Annotated in this window: 22 protein-coding genes and 1 tRNA gene; 14 read left to right on the forward strand and 9 right to left on the reverse strand. The window is 71.8% G+C overall.

Going from position 1 to position 17,774, the window contains the following annotated elements; all coding sequences use genetic code 11:
• Nucleotides 1-41: 41 nt before the first annotated feature.
• The 4 genes from O1G21_RS24330 (at nucleotide 42) to O1G21_RS24340 (ending at nucleotide 2,183) form a co-directional block, all read left to right on the forward strand.
• Entirely contained in the window at nucleotides 42-473 is a 432-nt protein-coding gene (locus O1G21_RS24330; RefSeq protein ID WP_270146710.1) for a M67 family metallopeptidase, read from the forward strand.
• A 138-nt stretch (nucleotides 474-611) separates the two neighbouring features.
• Nucleotides 612-731 (forward strand): putative leader peptide, encoded by a 120-nt coding sequence (locus tag O1G21_RS41440; RefSeq protein ID WP_317621128.1) that lies wholly within the window; start codon nucleotides 612-614, stop codon nucleotides 729-731.
• A 121-nt stretch (nucleotides 732-852) separates the two neighbouring features.
• Entirely contained in the window at nucleotides 853-1,131 is a 279-nt protein-coding gene (locus O1G21_RS24335; protein WP_270146711.1) for a MoaD/ThiS family protein, read from the forward strand.
• Nucleotides 1,132-1,214: 83 nt separating this feature from the next.
• Nucleotides 1,215-2,183 (forward strand): PLP-dependent cysteine synthase family protein, encoded by a 969-nt coding sequence (locus O1G21_RS24340; protein ID WP_270146712.1) that lies wholly within the window; start codon nucleotides 1,215-1,217, stop codon nucleotides 2,181-2,183.
• Here O1G21_RS24340 and O1G21_RS24345 read toward each other — a convergent pair.
• Nucleotides 2,180-2,641 (reverse strand): type II toxin-antitoxin system PemK/MazF family toxin, encoded by a 462-nt coding sequence (locus tag O1G21_RS24345; protein WP_270146713.1) that lies wholly within the window; start codon nucleotides 2,639-2,641, stop codon nucleotides 2,180-2,182. The genes O1G21_RS24340 and O1G21_RS24345 overlap by 4 nt on opposite strands.
• Before the next feature lie 265 nt (nucleotides 2,642-2,906).
• Here O1G21_RS24345 and O1G21_RS24350 point away from each other — a divergent pair, with 265 nt between their 5' ends.
• Both O1G21_RS24350 and O1G21_RS24355 read left to right on the forward strand, forming a co-directional pair.
• Nucleotides 2,907-3,095, forward strand: coding sequence for a MerR family transcriptional regulator (locus O1G21_RS24350; protein ID WP_270146714.1), 189 nt, complete (start codon nucleotides 2,907-2,909; stop codon nucleotides 3,093-3,095).
• A gap of 241 nt (nucleotides 3,096-3,336) precedes the next feature.
• Nucleotides 3,337-4,083: an MBL fold metallo-hydrolase gene (locus O1G21_RS24355; protein ID WP_270146715.1), complete on the forward strand. Its 747-nt coding sequence runs from the start codon at nucleotides 3,337-3,339 to the stop codon at nucleotides 4,081-4,083.
• Between the two features lie 6 nt (nucleotides 4,084-4,089).
• Here O1G21_RS24355 and O1G21_RS24360 read toward each other — a convergent pair whose 3' ends face one another.
• The 4 genes from O1G21_RS24360 to O1G21_RS24375 all read right to left on the reverse strand — a co-directional run bounded on the left by O1G21_RS24360 (nucleotide 4,090) and on the right by O1G21_RS24375 (nucleotide 9,924).
• The gene (locus O1G21_RS24360; RefSeq protein ID WP_270146716.1) at nucleotides 4,090-5,376 is read right to left on the reverse strand and encodes an LLM class flavin-dependent oxidoreductase; all 1,287 of its coding nucleotides are present in this window, start codon (nucleotides 5,374-5,376) and stop codon (nucleotides 4,090-4,092) included.
• The gene (locus O1G21_RS24365) at nucleotides 5,373-6,449 is read right to left on the reverse strand and encodes an LLM class flavin-dependent oxidoreductase (protein ID WP_270146717.1); all 1,077 of its coding nucleotides are present in this window, start codon (nucleotides 6,447-6,449) and stop codon (nucleotides 5,373-5,375) included. Before O1G21_RS24365 ends, O1G21_RS24360 begins: the two co-directional genes overlap by 4 nt.
• A gap of 374 nt (nucleotides 6,450-6,823) precedes the next feature.
• Nucleotides 6,824-8,101 carry a PTS transporter subunit EIIC gene (locus O1G21_RS24370; protein WP_270146718.1) on the reverse strand — a complete coding sequence of 426 codons (1,278 nt, stop codon included), beginning with the start codon at nucleotides 8,099-8,101 and terminating at the stop codon, nucleotides 6,824-6,826.
• 533 nt (nucleotides 8,102-8,634) lie between these two features.
• Nucleotides 8,635-9,924, reverse strand: coding sequence for a PTS transporter subunit EIIC (locus tag O1G21_RS24375; protein WP_270151228.1), 1,290 nt, complete (start codon nucleotides 9,922-9,924; stop codon nucleotides 8,635-8,637).
• Between the two features lie 319 nt (nucleotides 9,925-10,243).
• On the opposite strand from O1G21_RS24375, the gene O1G21_RS24380 reads away from it, so the two are divergent.
• From O1G21_RS24380 to rdgB, 4 genes are all read left to right on the forward strand, one after another.
• A complete protein-coding gene (locus O1G21_RS24380) occupies nucleotides 10,244-10,558 on the forward strand; it encodes a PTS glucose/sucrose transporter subunit IIB (RefSeq protein ID WP_270151229.1) in 315 nt (104 codons plus the stop codon).
• A gap of 128 nt (nucleotides 10,559-10,686) precedes the next feature.
• Nucleotides 10,687-11,412 carry a ribonuclease PH gene (gene rph / locus O1G21_RS24385; protein WP_270146719.1) on the forward strand — a complete coding sequence of 242 codons (726 nt, stop codon included), beginning with the start codon at nucleotides 10,687-10,689 and terminating at the stop codon, nucleotides 11,410-11,412.
• A 151-nt stretch (nucleotides 11,413-11,563) separates the two neighbouring features.
• Nucleotides 11,564-11,953, forward strand: coding sequence for a hypothetical protein (locus O1G21_RS24390; protein ID WP_270146720.1), 390 nt, complete (start codon nucleotides 11,564-11,566; stop codon nucleotides 11,951-11,953).
• A 31-nt stretch (nucleotides 11,954-11,984) separates the two neighbouring features.
• The gene (gene rdgB / locus O1G21_RS24395) at nucleotides 11,985-12,590 is read left to right on the forward strand and encodes an RdgB/HAM1 family non-canonical purine NTP pyrophosphatase (RefSeq protein WP_270146721.1); all 606 of its coding nucleotides are present in this window, start codon (nucleotides 11,985-11,987) and stop codon (nucleotides 12,588-12,590) included.
• A gap of 68 nt (nucleotides 12,591-12,658) precedes the next feature.
• Here rdgB and O1G21_RS24400 read toward each other — a convergent pair.
• From O1G21_RS24400 to bcp, 3 genes are all read right to left on the reverse strand, one after another.
• A tRNA-Leu gene (locus O1G21_RS24400) sits at nucleotides 12,659-12,745 on the reverse strand.
• Nucleotides 12,709-12,930 (reverse strand): HNH endonuclease, encoded by a 222-nt coding sequence (locus O1G21_RS41825; protein WP_405000701.1) that lies wholly within the window; start codon nucleotides 12,928-12,930, stop codon nucleotides 12,709-12,711. The genes O1G21_RS24400 and O1G21_RS41825 overlap by 37 nt, the downstream gene beginning before the upstream one ends.
• 414 nt (nucleotides 12,931-13,344) lie before the next feature.
• Nucleotides 13,345-13,818, reverse strand: a complete 474-nt coding sequence (gene bcp, locus O1G21_RS24405; RefSeq protein WP_270146722.1) for a thioredoxin-dependent thiol peroxidase — start codon at nucleotides 13,816-13,818, stop codon at nucleotides 13,345-13,347.
• A gap of 156 nt (nucleotides 13,819-13,974) precedes the next feature.
• Between bcp and O1G21_RS24410 the strand changes: the two genes are divergently transcribed.
• Nucleotides 13,975-14,316 carry a DUF3618 domain-containing protein gene (locus O1G21_RS24410; RefSeq protein WP_270146723.1) on the forward strand — a complete coding sequence of 114 codons (342 nt, stop codon included), beginning with the start codon at nucleotides 13,975-13,977 and terminating at the stop codon, nucleotides 14,314-14,316.
• A gap of 187 nt (nucleotides 14,317-14,503) precedes the next feature.
• Nucleotides 14,504-14,806, forward strand: coding sequence for a GroES family chaperonin (locus O1G21_RS24415; RefSeq protein ID WP_079136310.1), 303 nt, complete (start codon nucleotides 14,504-14,506; stop codon nucleotides 14,804-14,806).
• Between the two features lie 43 nt (nucleotides 14,807-14,849).
• Here the strand turns inward: O1G21_RS24415 and O1G21_RS24420 are convergent, their stop codons facing one another.
• Nucleotides 14,850-15,569 carry an SDR family oxidoreductase gene (locus O1G21_RS24420; protein WP_270146724.1) on the reverse strand — a complete coding sequence of 240 codons (720 nt, stop codon included), beginning with the start codon at nucleotides 15,567-15,569 and terminating at the stop codon, nucleotides 14,850-14,852.
• A gap of 120 nt (nucleotides 15,570-15,689) precedes the next feature.
• On the opposite strand from O1G21_RS24420, the gene O1G21_RS24425 reads away from it, so the two are divergent.
• Nucleotides 15,690-16,580: a LysR family transcriptional regulator gene (locus O1G21_RS24425; RefSeq protein ID WP_333493493.1), complete on the forward strand. Its 891-nt coding sequence runs from the start codon at nucleotides 15,690-15,692 to the stop codon at nucleotides 16,578-16,580.
• Between the two features lie 9 nt (nucleotides 16,581-16,589).
• Nucleotides 16,590-17,765 carry a winged helix DNA-binding domain-containing protein gene (locus tag O1G21_RS24430; protein WP_270146725.1) on the forward strand — a complete coding sequence of 392 codons (1,176 nt, stop codon included), beginning with the start codon at nucleotides 16,590-16,592 and terminating at the stop codon, nucleotides 17,763-17,765.
• The last annotated feature ends 9 nt before the right edge of the window (nucleotides 17,766-17,774 follow it).

Consider the following 17,774-nt stretch of genomic DNA (forward strand, 5'->3'; position numbering starts at 1 on the left):
GCCCCGGCGGACGGCCGCCGGGGCGTGTCTATCCTGACCACATGCTGACCATCACCCGAGAAATCCGCGACCGGATCGTCGCCCACGCCCGTGCCGACCACCCGGACGAGGCCTGCGGCGTGGTCGCCGGACCGGCCGGCAGCGGCCGGCCCGAGCGGTTCATCCCGATGCTCAACGCGGCCCGCTCGCCCACCTTCTACGAGTTCGACTCGGGCGACCTGCTCAAGCTCTACCGCGAGATGGACGACCTGGACGAGGAGCCGGTGATCGTCTACCACTCGCACACCGCCACCGAGGCCTACCCCTCCCGCACCGACGTGAGCTACGCCTCCGAGCCGTTCGCCCACTACGTCCTGGTCTCCACCGCTGACGGCAACGGCGACGACGACCCCTACCAGTTCCGCTCGTTCCGCATCGTGGACGGCGAGATCACGGAGGAAGACGTCCAGGTCGTCGAGGCCTACCCGGCCTGACCGGCACCTACCCGGACCCGGCCCGCCGCCCAGCCACGAACGGTCGGCGGGCCCCGTCGTCTCAGCATCGGAAACGACAACATCCGGATCACGAGACGGGCGTGTCGGAGCGGGCCCGGGAATCTATACGATGAGCCCATGCGTTCCGTCGATGTGAGCAACCAGGCCCCGGGCACCCGCCTCGTGGCGCGCCTGCACATCGACCTGTGCCGGCACGCCGGCGCGATCTGTCCCGGCACGCCCGCGCGCTCGCGCTGAGAGCCGCCCCGCCCCACCCGGGCCCCGCCGCCACCCCGGCGGCGTCGAGCCCCGGGCACCCTCCGCCCCGCCGCGCCCGTTGCGGCCCACCCACCTCCACGATTCGCACAGGAGCGCACCCATGGCCATCGAGGTCCGCATCCCGACCATCCTCCGCACCTACACCGACGGCGCCAAGGCCGTCGAGGGCACCGGCAGCAACCTCGGGGAACTCTTCGCCGACCTCGACGCCCGCCACCCCGGCATCGCCGCCCGCCTGCTCGAAGGCGGCGAGCTGCGCCGCTTCGTCAACGTCTACCTGAACGACGAGGACGTCCGGTTCCTGGAGGGCATCTCCACCGCCGTCGCCGACGGCGACAGCGTCACCATCCTGCCCGCCGTGGCCGGCGGCGCCCGCTGATCTCCCGGCTCCCCCGCCTCCGGCCCGGTGGCGGGGAAGCCGCCGCCCCTCTTCACCCTCACCGCCGTGGCCGGAGGCCTCCCTTGCGATACGACAGTCCGCTCGAAGCCGTCGGCAACACCCCGCTGGTCCGCCTGCCCCGGCTGTCCGCCGCCGTCCCCGGCAACACCGAGGGCCTGGTCAGCCTCTGGGCCAAGCTGGAGGACCGCAACCCCACGGGCTCGATCAAGGACCGCCCCGCGCTGCACATGATTGAGCGCGCCGAGGCCGACGGCCGGCTCACCCCCGGCTGCACCATCCTCGAGCCCACCAGCGGCAACACCGGCATCTCGCTCGCCATGGCCGCCAAGCTCAAGGGCTACCGGATGGTCTGCGTGATGCCCGAGAACACCAGCGAGGAACGGCGCGAACTGCTCCGGATGTGGGGCGCCGAGATCATCTCCTCCCCGGCCGCCGGCGGCTCCAACACCGCCGTCCGGATCGCCAAGGAGATCGCCGCCGAGCACCCCGACTGGGTCATGCTCTACCAGTACGGCAACCCCGACAACGCGGGCGCCCACTACACCACCACCGGCCCCGAGATCCTCACCGACCTGCCCACCGTCACCCACTTCGTGGCCGGCCTCGGCACCACCGGCACCCTGATGGGCGTCGGCCGCTACCTGCGCGAGAAGGTCCCCGGCGTGAAGATCGTCGCCGCCGAACCCCGCTACGACGACCTGGTGTACGGGCTGCGCAACCTCGACGAGGGCTTCGTCCCCGAGCTCTACGACGCCGAGGTGCTCACCACGCGCTTCTCGGTCGGCTCCGCCGACGCCGTCCGCCGCACCCGCGAACTCCTCCAGCAGGAAGGCATCTTCGCGGGCGTCTCCACCGGCGCCATCCTGCACGCCGCGATCGGCGTCGGCCGCAAGGCGGCGGCCGCCGGGGAGCGCGCGGACATCGTCTTCGTGGTCGCCGACGGCGGCTGGAAGTACCTGTCCACCGGCATCTACACCGCCGAGTCCACCGAGGCGGCGGTCGAGGCGCTGCAGGGCCAGCTCTGGGCCTAGTGCTGTAGCGCCCGCTGGGCCCGGGCCCAGACCTGCCGGTCCACCGTGCCGGCCCGGCGGCGGAAGGCCGACAGCGGCACCTCGCGCAGCTCGTCGGTCTCCAGCCAGCTGGCCCGGCCCTGCCGGTCGCCCACCGAACCGGGCGGCAGCGGCAGCACGCCCGGGCGCTCGGCGTGGTGCTTGCTGGTGATCTTCGCGACGGTGGCGGTCCGGCCGTGCACCCGCAGCACCAGGCAGGGGCGGTCCTTGGCGCCCGGGCCGTCCTCGAACGGCACCTCCGCCCACCAGATCTCCTGCGCCTCCGGGCCGGCCCCGGTGGCCGGGCGCGGCCGCGGGCCGGCCGGGCGGGTCGGACCGGCCGGGCGCGCCGCCGGCCGGGTGCGCCTCGCCAGCGCCGCAGCGACGGCCGCGAGCACGGCGATGCCCGCCACGGCCAGGACCACCCAGATACCAGTCATGCGGCGTACCGTACCGGGCCGGTGGTGAACGCCACCACCGTGGCGGCTGTGACAGTTGAGCATTTGTCCGTGAATTGTCCCCGGTTCGTCACGGAACCGCCACGACGCCCGTTCTGTCGGCAACCTCCCGGTGCCGCCCGGACAGGCTGCCTCACGAACGTCCGCCCCCGTCCCCCGGAGGTGCCCTCGTGAGCGAACGAAGTAAGCGAACCGTCGAAAGGTGCGAATGGGCGAATGCCCCTGCCGAGCGAAGCGAGGTGGGCGCGTGAGGAGTTCGGAACTCTGGTCGTACGCCGAGATCGCCCGGCACATCAACGTCCGGCCGGAGACGGTCCGCAACTACCGGCGGCACGGGCTGCTGCCCGAGCCGGACGTGATCGACGGCAGCGGACACCCCCGCTGGTACCCCGAGACCGTCCGCGGCTGGGCCCGCAACCGCCCCCGGCACCGCTGATCCCACGGCGCCGTTCCCGCCCGGGCGGTCTGGGTGATTCCAGCCACAGCGCGGCACGGGGACGGGGGCAAAGTGACGGTCCGCCCTTACCCTCGACACACCAACGCAGTGCTACCGGCCGGTCCACCGGCCCGGCCTGCCGTTTTCCATGCCGTTTTTTCCATGCTGTTCTCCATGCCGCCTCAACAGCGTGGAAAGCAGCCCAGCAGCAGCCAGGACGTGTCGGGGCGGAGGGGCTCGGATGAAACTGACCGTGGTGGGGTGTTCGGGGAGTTTCCCGTCCGTCGACTCGCCGTGCTCCAGCTACCTGGTCGAGGCCGACGGCTACCGCGTGGTGCTGGACCTCGGCAACGGCGCCCTCGGCGCGCTGCAGAAGTACACCAGCCTCTACGAGGTCGACGCCGTCCTGCTCAGCCACCTGCACGCGGACCACTGCGTCGACCTGTGCGCCTACTGGGTCGCCCGCAACTACCGCGCCGAGGGCTGCCCCGCCCTGCTGCCGGTGTACGGCCCGGCCGGCACCGCCGAGCGGCTCGCCCGCGCCTACGACATGCCGGAGAACCCCGGAATGAAGGAGGTGTTCGAGTTCCGCACGCTCACTCCGGGCAGCTTCGAGCTCGGCCCGTTCCGGGTCTCCGTCGCGCAGGTCAACCACCCCGTCGACACCTTCGCCTTCCGGCTGGAGCACGGCGGCCGCTCGCTGGTCTACTCCGGCGACACCGGTGAGAGCCCCGCACTGGTGGAACTCGCCCGCGACACCGACCTGTTCCTCTGCGAGGCCGCGTACCAGGACGGCCGCGACACCTACCGGGCCGTCCACCTCAACGGCCGGGAGGCCGGCGAGCACGCCACCGCGGCCGGGGCCCGTCGGCTCGTCCTCACCCACATCCCGCCGTGGACCGACGCCGAGCGCAACCGGCGTGACGCCGCCACCACCTACGCCGGCCCGGTCGAGCTGGCCCGGGCCGGCGCGGTGTACGAGGTCTGACCCGACTCAGCTCCGCCCGGGCACCGGCAGGCCGAGGTGGTCGCGCAGGGTCGGGCCGGTGTACTCGGTGCGGAACACCCCGCGCTCCTGGAGCAGTGGGACGACCTGGTCGACGAACTCGTCCAGGCCGCCCGGGGTCAGGTGCGGGACGAGGACGAAGCCGTCGGCCGCGTCCTGCTGCACGAAGTGGTCGATCCGCTCGGCGACGGTGGCGGGGGAGCCGATGAAGGACTGCCGGCCGGTCACCTCGATGACCAACTCGCGGCTGCTCAGCCCCTTCTCGGCGGCCAGGGCCCGCCAGCGTTCGGCGGTGCCCACCGGGTCCGGGATGCGGACCCGGCCCTGGACCAGCGCGCTGTCCGGGTCGGGATCGACGGCCGGCAGCGGACCGTCCGGATCGTGGTCGGAGAGGTCGACGCCCCAGACCTGCTCCAGGAAGGCGATCGCCGTCCCCGGTCCGACCTGGGCCCGGCGGACCTCGGCGGCGCGCTCGGCCGCGGCGGCGTCGGTGTCGCCGAGGACGAAGGTGGCGGCGGGCATGATCTTCAGCTCGTCCGGCTTGCGCCCGTACCGGGCCAACCGGCCCTTGACGTCGGCGTGGAACGCCTGGCCGGCGGCGAATTCGGAGTGCCGGCTGAACACGACGTCGGCGGTGGCGGCGGCGAACTCCCGGCCCTCGGCGGAGTCTCCGGCCTGGATGACCACCGGGTGGCCCTGCGGCGGGCGGGGCAGCGAGAGCCGGCCCTCGACCTCGAACTGGGGGCCGCGGTGCCGTACCGGCTCCGCCCCGGCGTCCCAGAACTCCCTTGCCAGCTGGACGGATTCGGCGGCCCGGGAGTAGCGGTCGGCGCGGTCCAGATAGCCGCCGCGGCGGAAGTTCTCCCCGGTGAAGGCGTCCGAGGAGGTGACCACGTTCCAGGCCGCGCGGCCGCCGGAGAGGTGGTCCAAGGAGGCGAAGCGGCGGGCGAGTTCGTACGGTTCGTTGAAGGTGGCGTTCACCGTGGCGGCCAGGCCGATCTGTTCGGTGACGGCGGCCAGCGCGCTCAGCACGGTGATCGACTCGGGGCGGCCGACCACGTCCAGGTCGTGGATGCGGCCCCTGGTCTCGCGCAGCCGCAGGCCCTCGGCGAGGAAGAAGAAGTCGAACTTCCCGCGCTCGGCGGTCTTCGCGAGGTGGCGGAAGGAGTCGAACTCGATGTGGCTGCCGGAGGCCGGGTCGCTCCACACCGTGGTGTTGTTGACGCCGGGGAAGTGCGCGGCGAGGTGGATCTGCTTGAGCGGACGGTCCGTCATCGGGTCACCTCGGCGAGGGCGGAGTCGGTGGTCGGGCGGCTGTTCGCGGTGTGGGCGGTGGTGTAGCGGCTGGCCGGGCGGGCCAGGCCGAGGTGGTCGCGCAGGGTGCGCCCGGGGTACCCGGTGCGCAGCAGCCCGGCGTCGCGCAGGGCGGGGGCGATCCGCTCGGCGAGGGCGGCCAGGTCGCGTTCGGGCTCGGCGGGGACGAGGTGGAAGCCGTCCACGCCGGTGCCGGTGGCGGTGAGTTCGGCGAGCAGCCGGTGCTCGGCGGCCCGGTCGGGCAGGGCGGCGTCGAGCCGGGCCAGGACGCGCAGCTGTTCGCCGGAGCGCAGCCGCAGGTCGGTGGCGGAGGTCAGTCGGGTGGCCCCGTCGGGGGCGTCGAGCAGCACGACGTCGGCGTACCGGATCGCGGTGGCGACCCGGGCCCGCCCGCCCGGGGAGGCGTCCTGGGCGAGGTCGGCGGCGGCCACCGGCACCGTGACCACCGGGCGGCCCTGGGGCGGGCGCGGGGTGATGGATGGCCCGCGGACCGAGAAGTGCCGGCCCTCGAAGTCGATGTGGTGCAGCTTGTCGCGGTCGATGAACCGGCCGGTGGCGGTGTCGCGGATCTCCGCGTCGTCCTCCCAGCTGTCCCAGAGCCGGGCGGCGACCTCGGCGGCGTCGGCCGCCTCGGCCCACAGCTCGTCCTCGGCGGCGACCGGGCGGCGGCCGAAGGCCTTCGCCTCGGCCTCGGTGGTGGAGACGCCGACCAGCCAGCCGGCCCGGCCCTCGCTCACCCAGTCCAGGGTGTTGACCGAGATCGAGGTGTGGAAGGGCTCGGTGTGGGTGGTGGTGACGGTGGGCACCAGGCCGATCCGGGAGGTCAGCGGGGCGATCCGGGCGAGGGTGGCGAGCGCGTCGGGGCGGCTCGGTTCGGCGGTGAAGGAGTCGTCCAGGGTGACGAAGTCCAGGCCGGCGCGCTCGGCGAGGCGGGCGAGGGCGGCGTAGTGGCCGGCGTCGAAGCGGCCGGGGCGGTCAGGGGCGGCGTCGATGGCGGCATCGATGGCGGCGGAGAGGTGCAGTTGGCGGGGCATGGCGAGCCTGGCTTTCCTCGTGCGGATGCGCGCGGCTGCGGCGGAACCCGTACCGGAACGGCGGTGCGGGTGCGGGTACGGGCGCGCGGCCGCGCGGAGAGGGGAGGAGGACGGCCGGCGCCGGGCGGGGACTCAGCCGGGCGGCGGCGGGGGAAGGGGTCGGCTCAGCCGCGACACGCCGCGGACCACACGCGACCGAAGTCGATGTGGCTACGGGTCACCAGCGGGCACGAGGGGTACACGGTTTCAGTTGACCAGGGCGTCCGTCGGTTCGTCAACCGCCGTTTCCACCTGCCGGACATGCCGAAGGCCCCGCCCGGCCGCCAAGAGGGGAGCGGCGGTGGGCGGGGCCTTCGGAGCGGCCGGGCGGGGCGTCAGGCCTTGGTGACGTCCTCGATCTCCTCGTCGTCCTCGCGACCGGGGGTCTTGAGGTCGAACTTGGTGATCGCGAAGCGGAACACGAAGTAGTAGATCGCGGCGAAGACCAGGCCGATCGGGATGATCAGCCACGGGCTGGTGGCCTTGCTCCAGGCCAGCGCGTAGTCGATCAGGCCGCCGGAGAAGGTGAAGCCGTCGTGCACGCCGAGCGCCCAGGTGACGGCCATCGAGACGGCGGTCAGCACCGCGTGGATGACGTACAGCAGCGGGGCGATGAAGACGAAGGAGAACTCGATCGGCTCGGTGACACCGGTGACGAAGGAGGTCAGGGCCAGCGACACCATCATGCCGGTGACGGCCTTGCGGCGATGGGCCTTGGCGGTGTGGGCGATCGCCAGCGCGGCGGCGGGCAGCGCGAACATCATGATCGGGTAGAAGCCCGACATGAACTGCCCGGCGGTCGGGTCCCCGGCGAAGAAGCGGTGCAGGTCACCGTGGACGACGACGCCGTCCGGGCCGGTGAAGTCACCGGTCTGGAACCAGGCGAAGGAGTTCACGAACTGGTGCATGCCGACCGGCAGCAGAGCACGGTTGACCAGACCGAAGGCGCCCGCGCCGAACGAGCCGGCGCCGATCAGGGTGTCGTTCAGGCTCTTGATGGCATCGCCGACCGGGCCCCAGGTCAGGGCGAAGAGCACACCGACGGCGGTGCCGACGAAGGCCATGATGATCGGGACCAGGCGGCGGCCGTTGAAGAAGCCGAGCCAGTCGACCAGCTTGGTGCGGTGGTACTTCTGCCACAGCACGGCGGCCAGCAGGCCGATCACGATGCCGCCGAGCACGCCCGGGTCCTGGTAGACCGGCTCGACCCACTTGCCGTCGGCGATGTGGCCCTCGGCGACCGGGAACGCGGTGAGCACCTTCTGGTACACCAGGAAGCCGACCAGCGCGGCGAGGGCGGTGGATCCGTCCGCCTTCTTGGCGAAGCCGATCGCGATGCCCACCGCGAACAACATCGGAAGGGCACCGAAGACACCGTTGCCGGCGGCGGCGAAGACCGAGGCGACCTTGTCCCAGCCGAGCCCGTCCTTGCCGAAGACGTCGTCCTGGCCGAGACGCATCAGCAGACCGGCGGCGGGGAGCACCGCGATGGGCAGCTGGAGGCTGCGGCCGATCTTCTGCAGTCCCTGGAGGAGGTTCTGGCCGAACTGCTTGGCGGGGCTGGGGGTGGCCGGAGCCGTGGCGGGCGCCGGTGCCTGCGCAGACTGACTCATGGGGGTGGGTTCCTAACGGCATGGCGGTCGGTCGGGGGAGGCACAGGGGCCGAACCGCGAACTGGTCTACACCACACGTGGTGTAGACCAGTTTTGTAGCACGGGTGGAGAAGTCGGGGAACCCCGGATAGCGCTGCCACCGGGAAGCGCTATGAAATCGAAACCTGGCCGCGGAACGACGATCATGATTTCAGTCACGATTGTGATTTTGGCTATTTGCGCAACAAAACGCGCGGAGCCCGTGCGGCGACCGGGCCGGGGTGGGGTCGTGGGCTCGGGCTCGGACGACCGGGCTGCTTCCCGGTGCGTGCGGCGACTGCTGAGAGTGACCGGAGGGTCGCGGACGTGCCGGTGGGACGTCCCCCGTCTGTGGTCGGCACCCGTCCGGACCGCCACCGGCCGGACGGATCGCGACCGAATTGACTTTTCGGTGGGCGGCGAATAGGGAATTCGGTCCTTTCCGGAAATGCCGAAGACCCCCGGGTCCAATGGGTCCGAGGGCCTTTGTGACCGGTGTTCCGGGCGGCGGTCAATCAGGCTTTGGTGACGTCCTCCACCTCCGCCTCGTCCTCGCGCCCCGGGGTTTTCAGGTCGAATTTGACGATGATGAACCGGAAGAGCGCGTAGTACACCACGGCGAAGCAGAGTCCGATGACGATGATCAGCCACGGTTTGGTGGCCAGCCCCCAGTTGATGACGTAGTCGATCAGGCCGGCCGAGAAGCTGAAGCCGTCGTGCACCCCGAGCCCCCACGTGACCGCCATCGAGGCGCCGGTGAGCAGCGCGTGCACCCCGTACAGGGCCGGGACGATGTAGGCGAAGGAGTACTCGATCGGCTCGGTGACGCCGGTGACGAAGGAGGTCAGGCCGACCGAGAGCATCAGTCCGTAGATCTCCTTGCGGCGGTGCGGCTTGGCCGAGTGGGCGATCGCGAGTGCCGCGGCGGGCAGCGCGAACATCATGATCGGGAAGAATCCGGACTGGAACTGGCCGGCCGTCGGGTCGCCCGCCAGGAAACGCGGGATGTCGCCGTGCACGATGGCGCCGTCGGCCTTCGTGAACTCGCCGAACTGGAACCAGACGAAGGTGTTCAGCAACTGGTGCATACCGATCAGCAGCAGGGCGCGGTTGAAGACGCCGAAGACGCCCGCGCCGCCCGCGCCGAGATCGGCGAGGTTCTGCGAGAAGTCGTTCAGACCGCGGCCGATCGGCGGCCACACCCACAGCGCGACGACCGCGGTCAGCATGCCGACCAAGGCGGTGATCATCGGGACCAGGCGGCGGCCGTTGAAGAAGCCCAGCCAGTCGACCAGCTTGGTGCGGTGGAACCGCACCCACAGCCAGGCCGACATCAGGCCGATCAGGATGCCGCCGAGCACCCCCGGGTTCTGGTACGTCGCGCTGGCCGCCTTCGCCGAGGAGTAGTCCACGCACTGGTCGCCGACCAGCACCGTCGGTGGCTTGCAGCTCTCCGGGAAGGCGTGCAGCACCTTGTAGTAGACGAGGAAGCCGACCACGGCCGCCAGCGCCGTCGAGCCGTCCGCCTTCCTGGCCATGCCGATGGCCACCCCGATGCAGAACAGCAGCGGCAGTCCGAGCGCGGAGTCGAGCAGGGCGCCGCCGGCCGCCGCGAACACCTTGGCGACGTCCGTCCAGCCCAGGCCGTCCTCGCCGAAGACGTCCGGCTGGCCGAGCCGGTTGAGGATGCCTGCCGCGGGGAGCACCGCGACCGGCAGCTGCAGCGAGCGGCCCATCTTCTGGAGCCCGCCGTAGAAGCCGTGCCACCACGTGGTCTGCGGGGCCGCGGCACCTGCCGAACTCATCATCCGCCCTCCGAGCGCAGTCGCCGCCGCGAGACCCACCGCGGGACCCTCGGGCGGGGCCCGGGAACACCCGGGGTCCTTCCTGCGTTCATCGGAGTACCCATATATTGGTGTAGACCACTTTGGGGCGCAGGCCGGACACCGGGACGCGAGCCCCGCTGATCGTCATCCTCGGGTGGCGGCAGGGACCCTGCGCGCCGGAATGGGCCAAAAGTGGACTAACGTGGCAGACCGGACCGGCCCGGGTCATGCTGGTCGCGCTGCCCGGCAGCGCACCCGCAACTGAACCCGCGTCAGCCACCGGCACGGACCTCACCACCTGACGGTCGAGGACCCGACACAGCGCACGACGGCACCCGGCAGAGCCGCCGAAGGGCCGAGACAGAGGGAGAGAAACCAGATGGCCAGCAAGGCTGAGAAGATCGTCGCCGGTCTGGGCGGCATCGACAACATCGAAGAGGTCGAAGGCTGCATCACCCGCCTGCGCACCGAGGTCAAGGACGCCTCCCTCGTCGACGAGGTGGCCCTCAAGGCCGCCGGCGCCCACGGCGTCGTCAAGATGGGCACCGCGATCCAGGTCGTCATCGGCACCGACGCCGACCCCATCGCCGCCGACATCGAGGACATGATGTGAGCTGAGCCAACCGGCTCGAACCCCCACGGCCCGCCGATCCGCTCACCAGCACGGCGGGCCGAGGCATGTCCCGGGCACGTCCGGGGCATGTCCGGGGCCGCAGTTCCGAGCCGCTACGCTCAGTGGCTATGTCACGCATCGACGGCCGCACCCCCGAACAGCTCCGCCCCATCACCATCGAGCGGGGCTGGAGCAAGCACGCCGAAGGCTCCGTCCTCATCTCCTACGGCGACACCAAGGTGCTGTGCACCGCCAGCGTCACCGAAGGCGTCCCGCGCTGGCGCAAGGGCAGCGGCGAAGGCTGGGTCACCGCCGAGTACTCCATGCTCCCCCGCGCCACCAACACCCGCGGCGACCGCGAAGCCGTCAAGGGCCGCATCGGCGGCCGCACCCACGAGATCAGCCGGCTCATCGGCCGCTCCCTGCGCGCCGTCGTCGACCACCGCGCCCTCGCCGAGAACACCATCGTCCTCGACTGCGACGTCCTCCAGGCCGACGGCGGCACCCGCACCGCCGCCATCACCGGCGCCTACGTCGCCCTCGTCGACGCCGTCTCCTGGGCCCGCGACCGCAAACTCCTCCGCGCCAAGGGCCAGCCCATCACCGGCGGCGTCAGCGCCGTCAGCGTCGGCATCATCGACGGAACCCCGATGCTGGACCTCCAGTACGAGGAAGACGTCCGTGCCGAAACCGACATGAACATCGTCTGCACCGCCGACGGCCGCTTCGTCGAAGTCCAGGGCACCGCCGAAGGCGCCCCCTTCGACCGCGACCTCCTCAACCGGCTCCTCGACCTCGGCACCCTCGGCTGCGCCGAACTCGACGAGATCCAGCGCAAGGCACTCGAAGGCTGAAGCCCCGTCCCCGTCCCCGGACACGTGTACGGCCCGCTGTACACGCCCGGCCCCCAGCCCGTACGGTTCCCGCAGCGCCCTCGCTGCGGGAACCGCGCACCCGGCGGCGCACGTCCCTCCCCACGGAACCCCCGCCCACCAGGAGGACCGGATGCAGTCCAGCATCGCCCGCCCCGCCGCCCTCGCCGTGGCCGGACTGATCGCCATCCTCCCGCTCAGCATGGTCAGTTGCTCCGCCGCCCAGAAAGCCATCGACTGCGGCAACACCGCCGTCAAGGTCACCGGCGACATCGCCGACCTCACCAAGGCCTACGACGACTCCAGCAACGACTCGGCCGCCGCCGGCAAGGCACTGCAGAAACTCAAGGGCGACCTCGACCAGATCGGCAGGAACTCCAAGAACACCGACGTCGCCAAAGCCGTGACCGACCTGCAGAAGCAGGCCGACAAGGTCCAGCAGGCCATCGATCGCAAGCAGGCCCCCGACCTCAAGCCACTCGGCGACGCGGCGGGCAACCTCACCTCGGTCTGCACCGGCTGATCCCCTCCGCGGTCTCGGTAGGGTGGGCGATATGTCCACCCGTCTGATCCTCGCCACCCGCAACCAGCACAAGGTCGCCGAGCTGCGCGCCATCCTCAGCGACGCCGGCCTGGACGTCGAACTCGTCGGCGCCGACGCCTACCCCGAGATCCCGGACGTCCCCGAAACCGGCGTCACCTTCGCCGAGAACGCCCTGCTCAAGGCCCACGCCCTCGCCCGCGCCACCGGCCTGCCCGCCGTCGCCGACGACTCCGGCCTCTGCGTCGACGTGCTGAACGGCGCGCCCGGCATCTTCTCCGCCCGCTGGGCCGGCAAGCACGGCGACGACCGCGCCAACCTGGAACTGCTGCTCGCCCAGCTCTCCGACATCGACGCCGCCCACCGCGGCGCCCACTTCTTCTGCGCCGCCGCGCTGGCGCTGCCGGACGGCACCGAACGCGTCGTCGAGGGCCGCCTCCTCGGCACCCTGCGCACCGCCCCGGCGGGCGACGGCGGCTTCGGCTACGACCCGATCCTCCAGCCGCTGGGCGAGACCCGCACCTGCGCGGAGCTGACGGCGGACGAGAAGAACGCCATCAGCCACCGGGGCCAGGCCTTCCGCGCCCTGGCGCCGGTGGTGAAGGACCTGCTGGGCTGACGGGAAGTCCGAAACGACGAAGGCCCACCCCCGAATGCTCTTCGGTGGCGGGCCTTCGATTCAAAGGCTGGTGCGGCCTGAGGGACTCGAACCCTCACGGGATTACTCCCACGGGCATCTAAAACCCGCGCGGCTGCCTGTTACGCCAAGGCCGCATGGCCTTTAGTCTAGGGCTTTGGCCGGGGTGGGGATACTGTGATTCAGTGCGGCGCGGAGCGGCCACACTTCTTCCGCCTGCAATGGTCGGAGTGACAGAGCGGCAGTTCGGGCAGAGCAATCGGAGGTCGTCCGGCCGGTTGTCCGACCAGTCGCCGTTGATGTGGTCGACCTCCAGTGTCATTGGCTGGCCGAGCCACTCGGGGCCGGTGCCGCAGGCCTCGCACAGCTCCGGGCGGCCGAGTTCGGCGGGGGCGCTACGGATCCGCGAGCCGGGGAGCCGCAGGGCCTTCGAGGAGCGCTGGACGAGGAGCTGGTCGGCGGGAATTCTGGTGGGCGAGTGCTTGCCGCGGCCGTGTGCCTGCCCCGTGAAGTGGGAGGTGTCGATTTCGAGCGGGGTGAATGGTTACGGCCCGTCGGGGGTTTGGAGCCACCCGACAGCCAGCCGGGTGTTACCCGCAAGCCCGGGGCTTCGGCCCCGAGAAGTTGACGGAGCAGTACACGAACGTCAAAGTCGTGATCCGGCCGGGCAGTTGGACAGAGAACGGCGGTGGCGGCACACCCGGTCGGGGGGTGGGACGCCACCGCTGCTCCGTTCCTAGGCCTCGACCTTGAGGTCGCGCAGCAGCTTGGCGACGTGCCCGGTGGCCTTGACGTTGTACAGCGCGCGCTCGACCTTGCCCTGCTCGTCCACGATGATCGTGGAGCGGATCACGCCCTGGTAGGTGCGGCCGTAGTTCTGCTTCTCGCCGTAGGCGGCGTAGGCCTCCAGGACCTCGTGGTCCGGGTCGGAGAGCAGGGTGACCTTGAGGTCCTCCTTCTCGCGGAACTTGCCGAGCTTCTCCGGCTGGTCGGGGGAGATGCCGATGACGTCGTAGCCGGCGCCCGCGAAGACCTCGAGGTTGTCGGTGAAGTCGCAGGCCTGCTTGGTGCAGCCGGGGGTGAGGGCGGCCGGGTAGAAGTAGACGATGACCTTGCGGCCCAGGTGGTCGGCGAGGGAGACCTGGTTGCCGTCGGCGTCGGACAGGCTGAAGGCGGGTGCGGTGTCGCCGGGCTGGAGTCGCTCAGTCACGGTCGTACTCTCCTGGAGGCTGGGACGGGCGGTCGTACCACGGCAAACTTACCCCCGTTGGTGGGTGGGGCCGCGCGGCCGTGCTCGGCAGCTGACAAACTGGGTCGGTCGCACAGGACGACAGGAACGAATCGGCAAGTGAATGGGGTGGCCCGAGTGGGCGAGTCGAGCACGCAGGACAAGCCGCAGCGGACGGCCGCGCAGATCGAGGCGGACATCGAGCGCACCCGTGAGCGGCTGGCGACGAACCTGGACGAGCTGGCCGTGCGGATCCACCCGAGCACCATCTCCGCGCAGGTCAAGGCCAAGGCGATGGCCTCCGTCGAGGAGCGGACGGCCCGGGCGTACGTGGCCGCGAACGGCCTGGTCGAGAAGGTCCGGGCGCAGTTCGTGGACGAGAAGGGACAGCCGCGCAAGGAGCGGATCGTTCCGGCGGCGCTGGTCGGCGTCGGCCTGGTGGTGCTGATCGCTTCGTCCCGCAAGCGCCGCAAGGACTGAGCGTGGTTCCGGAGGGCCGGACCGCCGCTGGGCGGGACCGGCCCTTCCGCATGCCGGGCCAGCGTCACGCTCCGCGCCCCGGGGCGGTACCTTCGGGACCGTGAGTACGAACGACAACCCGACGCATTCCGACCACGGGCACGACTCCACGCGGCACGACCGGCTGGGCGAGAAACTGCCGATCCGGATGCTGCACGACCGCGTGCTGGTGCGCATCGAGGGCAGTGAGGGCGAGCGCCGCTCGACCGGCGGCATCCTGATTCCGGCGACCGCGGAGCTGAGTAAAAGGTGCACGTGGGCGGAGGCGGTGGCCGTCGGCCAGAGCGTGCGCTCGGTGGAGCCGGGTGACCGGGTGCTGTACGACCCGGAGGACAAGCTGGAGGTCGAGGTCCGGGGCGCGACCTACGTGCTGCTGCGCGAGCGCGACCTGCACGCGGTGGCGGCGACGCGCTTCGGGGACACGGAGGGTTCGACGGGCCTGTACCTGTGATCGGCTTCTGTCCGTGATCGGGCCGCGCCTGTGATCGGACGGGCTACGCGAGCAGTCCGCCGCCGTCGACGGTGAGGACGGTGCCGGTGGCGAAGCGCTGTTCCATCAGGTAGGCGTAGGCCTTGGCGGTGTCCTCGGGGACGCCGATCCGGCCGAGGGGGAGGGCGGCGGCCGTCTGCGCGTACATCTGCTCGCGGTCGGTCTCGGGCAGGCCGGACCAGAGCGGGGTGCGGATCATCCCGGCGCGGACGGCGTTGACCCGGATCGGGGCGAGCTCCACGGCCAGTGCCCGGACCATGGCTTCGACGGCGCCGCAGATGCTCGCGGCGACGCTCCAGCCCGGTACCGGGCGCATGCCGGCGGTGCCGGAGGTGAGGGTGATGGAGCCGCCGGGGCGCAGCAGCGGGACGGCGGTGCGGACGGCGTCGAGGGCGCCGAAGTAGCGGAGGGTGAAGGAGGCGCGGGCGGCGTCGAGGTCCATGGTGTCGACGGTCAGCAGGGTGAGCGGGTCGCCGGCGGTGTAGACGAGGTGGTCGAGGGGGCCGAGGCGGTCGAACAGGGCGGTGACCTGGTGGCTGTCGGTGAGGTCGGCGGTCTCGGCGGCGGTGCCGGTGGGCAGGGTGCTGAGGGCGCGTTCGGCGCTGTCCGGCCGGCTGGAGACGACGGTGACCCGGGCGCCGCGTTCGGCGGCGAGGGCGGCGGTGGCGAGGCCGATGCCGGAGGTGCCGCCGAGGACGACGACGTGCTGGTCCTTGAGGGGCATGGTGGTGCCTTTCGTCGTGTGGCTGGGGTGTTGTGTCGATCTTGCGGCGGGTGGGGTGGTGCCGTCCAAGACCTGTTCGGCCGGCTGTCATACCCTCGGGGTATCAGTGGGGAGTCGGGGGTGGCGGTGGACGTCGATCTGCGGAAGCTGCGGTATTTCGTGGCGGTGGCGCGGGAGTTGCACTTCGGGCGGGCGGCGGTGGAGCTGCACATCGCGCAGCCCGTCTTGTCGCGGCAGATCCGGGCGTTGGAGGCGGAGTTCGGTGCGCGGTTGTTCCGGCGGGATCGTCGTTCCACCGAACTGACGGATGCGGGGCGGCAGTTGTTGGAGGATGCGCCGCCGTTGCTGGCGGCGGCGGAGGCGTTGCGGCGGCGGGTGGGGCGGTCGGGTGAGGGGCCGGACCGGTTCGTGGTGGGGTTCATGCCGGGGGTGACGGTGACGGCGGCGGTGCGGGCGTTGCGTGGGCGGCATCCGGGGCTGGTGGTGGAGGTGGTGCGGACGTCCTGGAGTGACCAGGCGGGGGTGGTGCTGGACGGCCGGGTGGATGTCTCCTTCGTCCGCTTGCCGGTGGAGCGGCGGGGGCTGGTGCTGCGTCCGCTGTTCGCCGAGCCGCGGGTGGCGGTGTTGCCGGCCGGGCACCGGCTGGCGGGTGAGGTGTCCGTCGCGATGGCCGAGTTGGGTGGTGAGCTGCTGTTGCAGGACCCGGACTCGGTGCCGGAGTGGCGGGATCTGCCAGGGGTGTCGGGGCGGCGGCCGGAGCGGTCGCGGCCGCGGGCGGACACGGTGGAGGAGAAGCTGGAGTACGTGGCGGCGGGGGAGGGGATGGTGGTGCTGCCGTTGTCGATGGCTGCCTTCTACACCCGTTCGGACGTGGTGCACGTGCCGGTTTCGGATGTCGCGCCGCACCGGGTGTGCCTGGCCTGGGCGGCGGGGCGGTCGTCGCCGTTGCTGGCCGAGTTCGCGGAGCTGGCGGTGGAGCACTTGGCGGGTTCTGTCGGTGGCGGCCGCTAGGGTCCGGGTATGGGCGTCCCGGTGATTGGTGATGGCGAGCGGCGGGCCCGGTTGGGGCGTCGGCAGTTGTTGGCGCCTTCGGTGCGGGCGGCGCGGGTGGAGGACGTGGCCGACGCGGTGGTCGGCCTGCACGCGACGGACGCGGCGACGGTGTACCTGTCGGCCTGTGCGCGGCTGGCGGAGCCGTCGGCGGCGGAGGTGGACCGGGCGCTGTACGAGGACGTCTCGCTGGTGAAGCTGTTGTCGATGCGGCGGACGATCTTCGCGGTGACGGAGGGCCTGGCCCCTTATGTGAGTGCGGGGGCGGCGCGGGCGATCGCGGCGAAGGAGCGGGCGACGCTGCTGAAGCACCTGCGGGACCACGCCGAGGGCTGGGACGCGGCCCGGCTGGCGGAGACGGAGCGCGAGGTGCTGGCCGCGCTGGCCGTGCGCGGGGAGGCGACGACCCAGGAACTCGGCCGGGACGTGCCGCAGTTGCGCGAGACGATGCTGATGTCGGCGGGCAAGGCGTACGAGGCGAAGCAGAGCGTGGGCAGTCGGCTGCTGCGGTTGCTGGCCTCGGACGGGCACGTGCGCCGGTGCCGTCCGCGCGGGTCGTGGTTGAGCAGCAGCTATCCGTGGGCGCTGGTGCCGCAGTGGCCGGAGGTGCCGGTGCGGGAGGCGAAGGCGGAGGTGGTGCGGCGCTGGCTGGGGGCGTACGGTCCGGCCACGGTGGAGGACGTGAAGTGGTGGACGGGCTGGACGCTGGGGGACGTCCGGGCGGCGCTGGCGGACGTGGGGGCGCGGGGGGTGGCGCTGGCGGACGGTGCGGCGGCCCTGGTGCTGCCGGGGGACGAGGGGCCGGTGGCGGCGGTGGAGCCGTGGGCGGCGCTGCTGCCGGCGTTGGATCCGGCGGTGATGGGCTGGCGGGGGCGGGACTGGTACCTGCGGTCGGAGGACGTGCCGGCCTTGTTCGACCGGGCGGGCAACGCCGGGCCGACGGTGTGGTGGTGCGGTGAGGTGGTCGGCGGCTGGGCGCAGCGGGCGGACGGTGAGGTGGTGTGGCGGTTGTTCCGGGACGTCGGGGTGGAGGCGGAGCGGGCGGTCGCGGTGGAGGCGGGGCGGTTGGCGGGGTGGTTGGGGGAGGTGCGGGTGACGCCGCGCTTCCGGACGCCGTTGGAGCGGGAGTTGGTCGCGAAGGGGTAGCGCTGCGGG

The sequence above is a fragment of the Kitasatospora cathayae genome, assembly GCF_027627435.1.
In the GTDB taxonomy this organism is placed as follows: Bacteria; Actinomycetota; Actinomycetes; order Streptomycetales; family Streptomycetaceae; genus Kitasatospora; species Kitasatospora cathayae.

Bases quoted from the DNA above. Each gene is read 5' to 3' on its own strand.
- O1G21_RS24330 (WP_270146710.1), top strand. From the start codon at position 42: ATGCTGACCATCACCCGAGAAATCCGCGACCGGATCGTCGCCCACGCC.
- O1G21_RS41440 (WP_317621128.1), top strand. From the start codon at position 612: ATGCGTTCCGTCGATGTGAGCAACCAGGCCCCGGGCACCCGCCTCGTG.
- O1G21_RS24335 (WP_270146711.1), top strand. From the start codon at position 853: ATGGCCATCGAGGTCCGCATCCCGACCATCCTCCGCACCTACACCGAC.
- O1G21_RS24345 (WP_270146713.1), bottom strand. From the start codon at position 2,641: ATGACTGGTATCTGGGTGGTCCTGGCCGTGGCGGGCATCGCCGTGCTC.
- O1G21_RS24355 (WP_270146715.1), top strand. From the start codon at position 3,337: ATGAAACTGACCGTGGTGGGGTGTTCGGGGAGTTTCCCGTCCGTCGAC.
- O1G21_RS24360 (WP_270146716.1), bottom strand. From the start codon at position 5,376: ATGACGGACCGTCCGCTCAAGCAGATCCACCTCGCCGCGCACTTCCCC.
- O1G21_RS24365 (WP_270146717.1), bottom strand. From the start codon at position 6,449: ATGCCCCGCCAACTGCACCTCTCCGCCGCCATCGATGCCGCCATCGAC.
- O1G21_RS24370 (WP_270146718.1), bottom strand. From the start codon at position 8,101: ATGAGTCAGTCTGCGCAGGCACCGGCGCCCGCCACGGCTCCGGCCACC.
- O1G21_RS24375 (WP_270151228.1), bottom strand. From the start codon at position 9,924: ATGAGTTCGGCAGGTGCCGCGGCCCCGCAGACCACGTGGTGGCACGGC.
- rph (WP_270146719.1), top strand. From the start codon at position 10,687: ATGTCACGCATCGACGGCCGCACCCCCGAACAGCTCCGCCCCATCACC.
- O1G21_RS24390 (WP_270146720.1), top strand. From the start codon at position 11,564: ATGCAGTCCAGCATCGCCCGCCCCGCCGCCCTCGCCGTGGCCGGACTG.
- rdgB (WP_270146721.1), top strand. From the start codon at position 11,985: ATGTCCACCCGTCTGATCCTCGCCACCCGCAACCAGCACAAGGTCGCC.
- O1G21_RS41825 (WP_405000701.1), bottom strand. From the start codon at position 12,930: ATGACACTGGAGGTCGACCACATCAACGGCGACTGGTCGGACAACCGG.
- O1G21_RS24415 (WP_079136310.1), top strand. From the start codon at position 14,504: ATGCTGCACGACCGCGTGCTGGTGCGCATCGAGGGCAGTGAGGGCGAG.
- O1G21_RS24420 (WP_270146724.1), bottom strand. From the start codon at position 15,569: ATGCCCCTCAAGGACCAGCACGTCGTCGTCCTCGGCGGCACCTCCGGC.
- O1G21_RS24430 (WP_270146725.1), top strand. From the start codon at position 16,590: ATGGGCGTCCCGGTGATTGGTGATGGCGAGCGGCGGGCCCGGTTGGGG.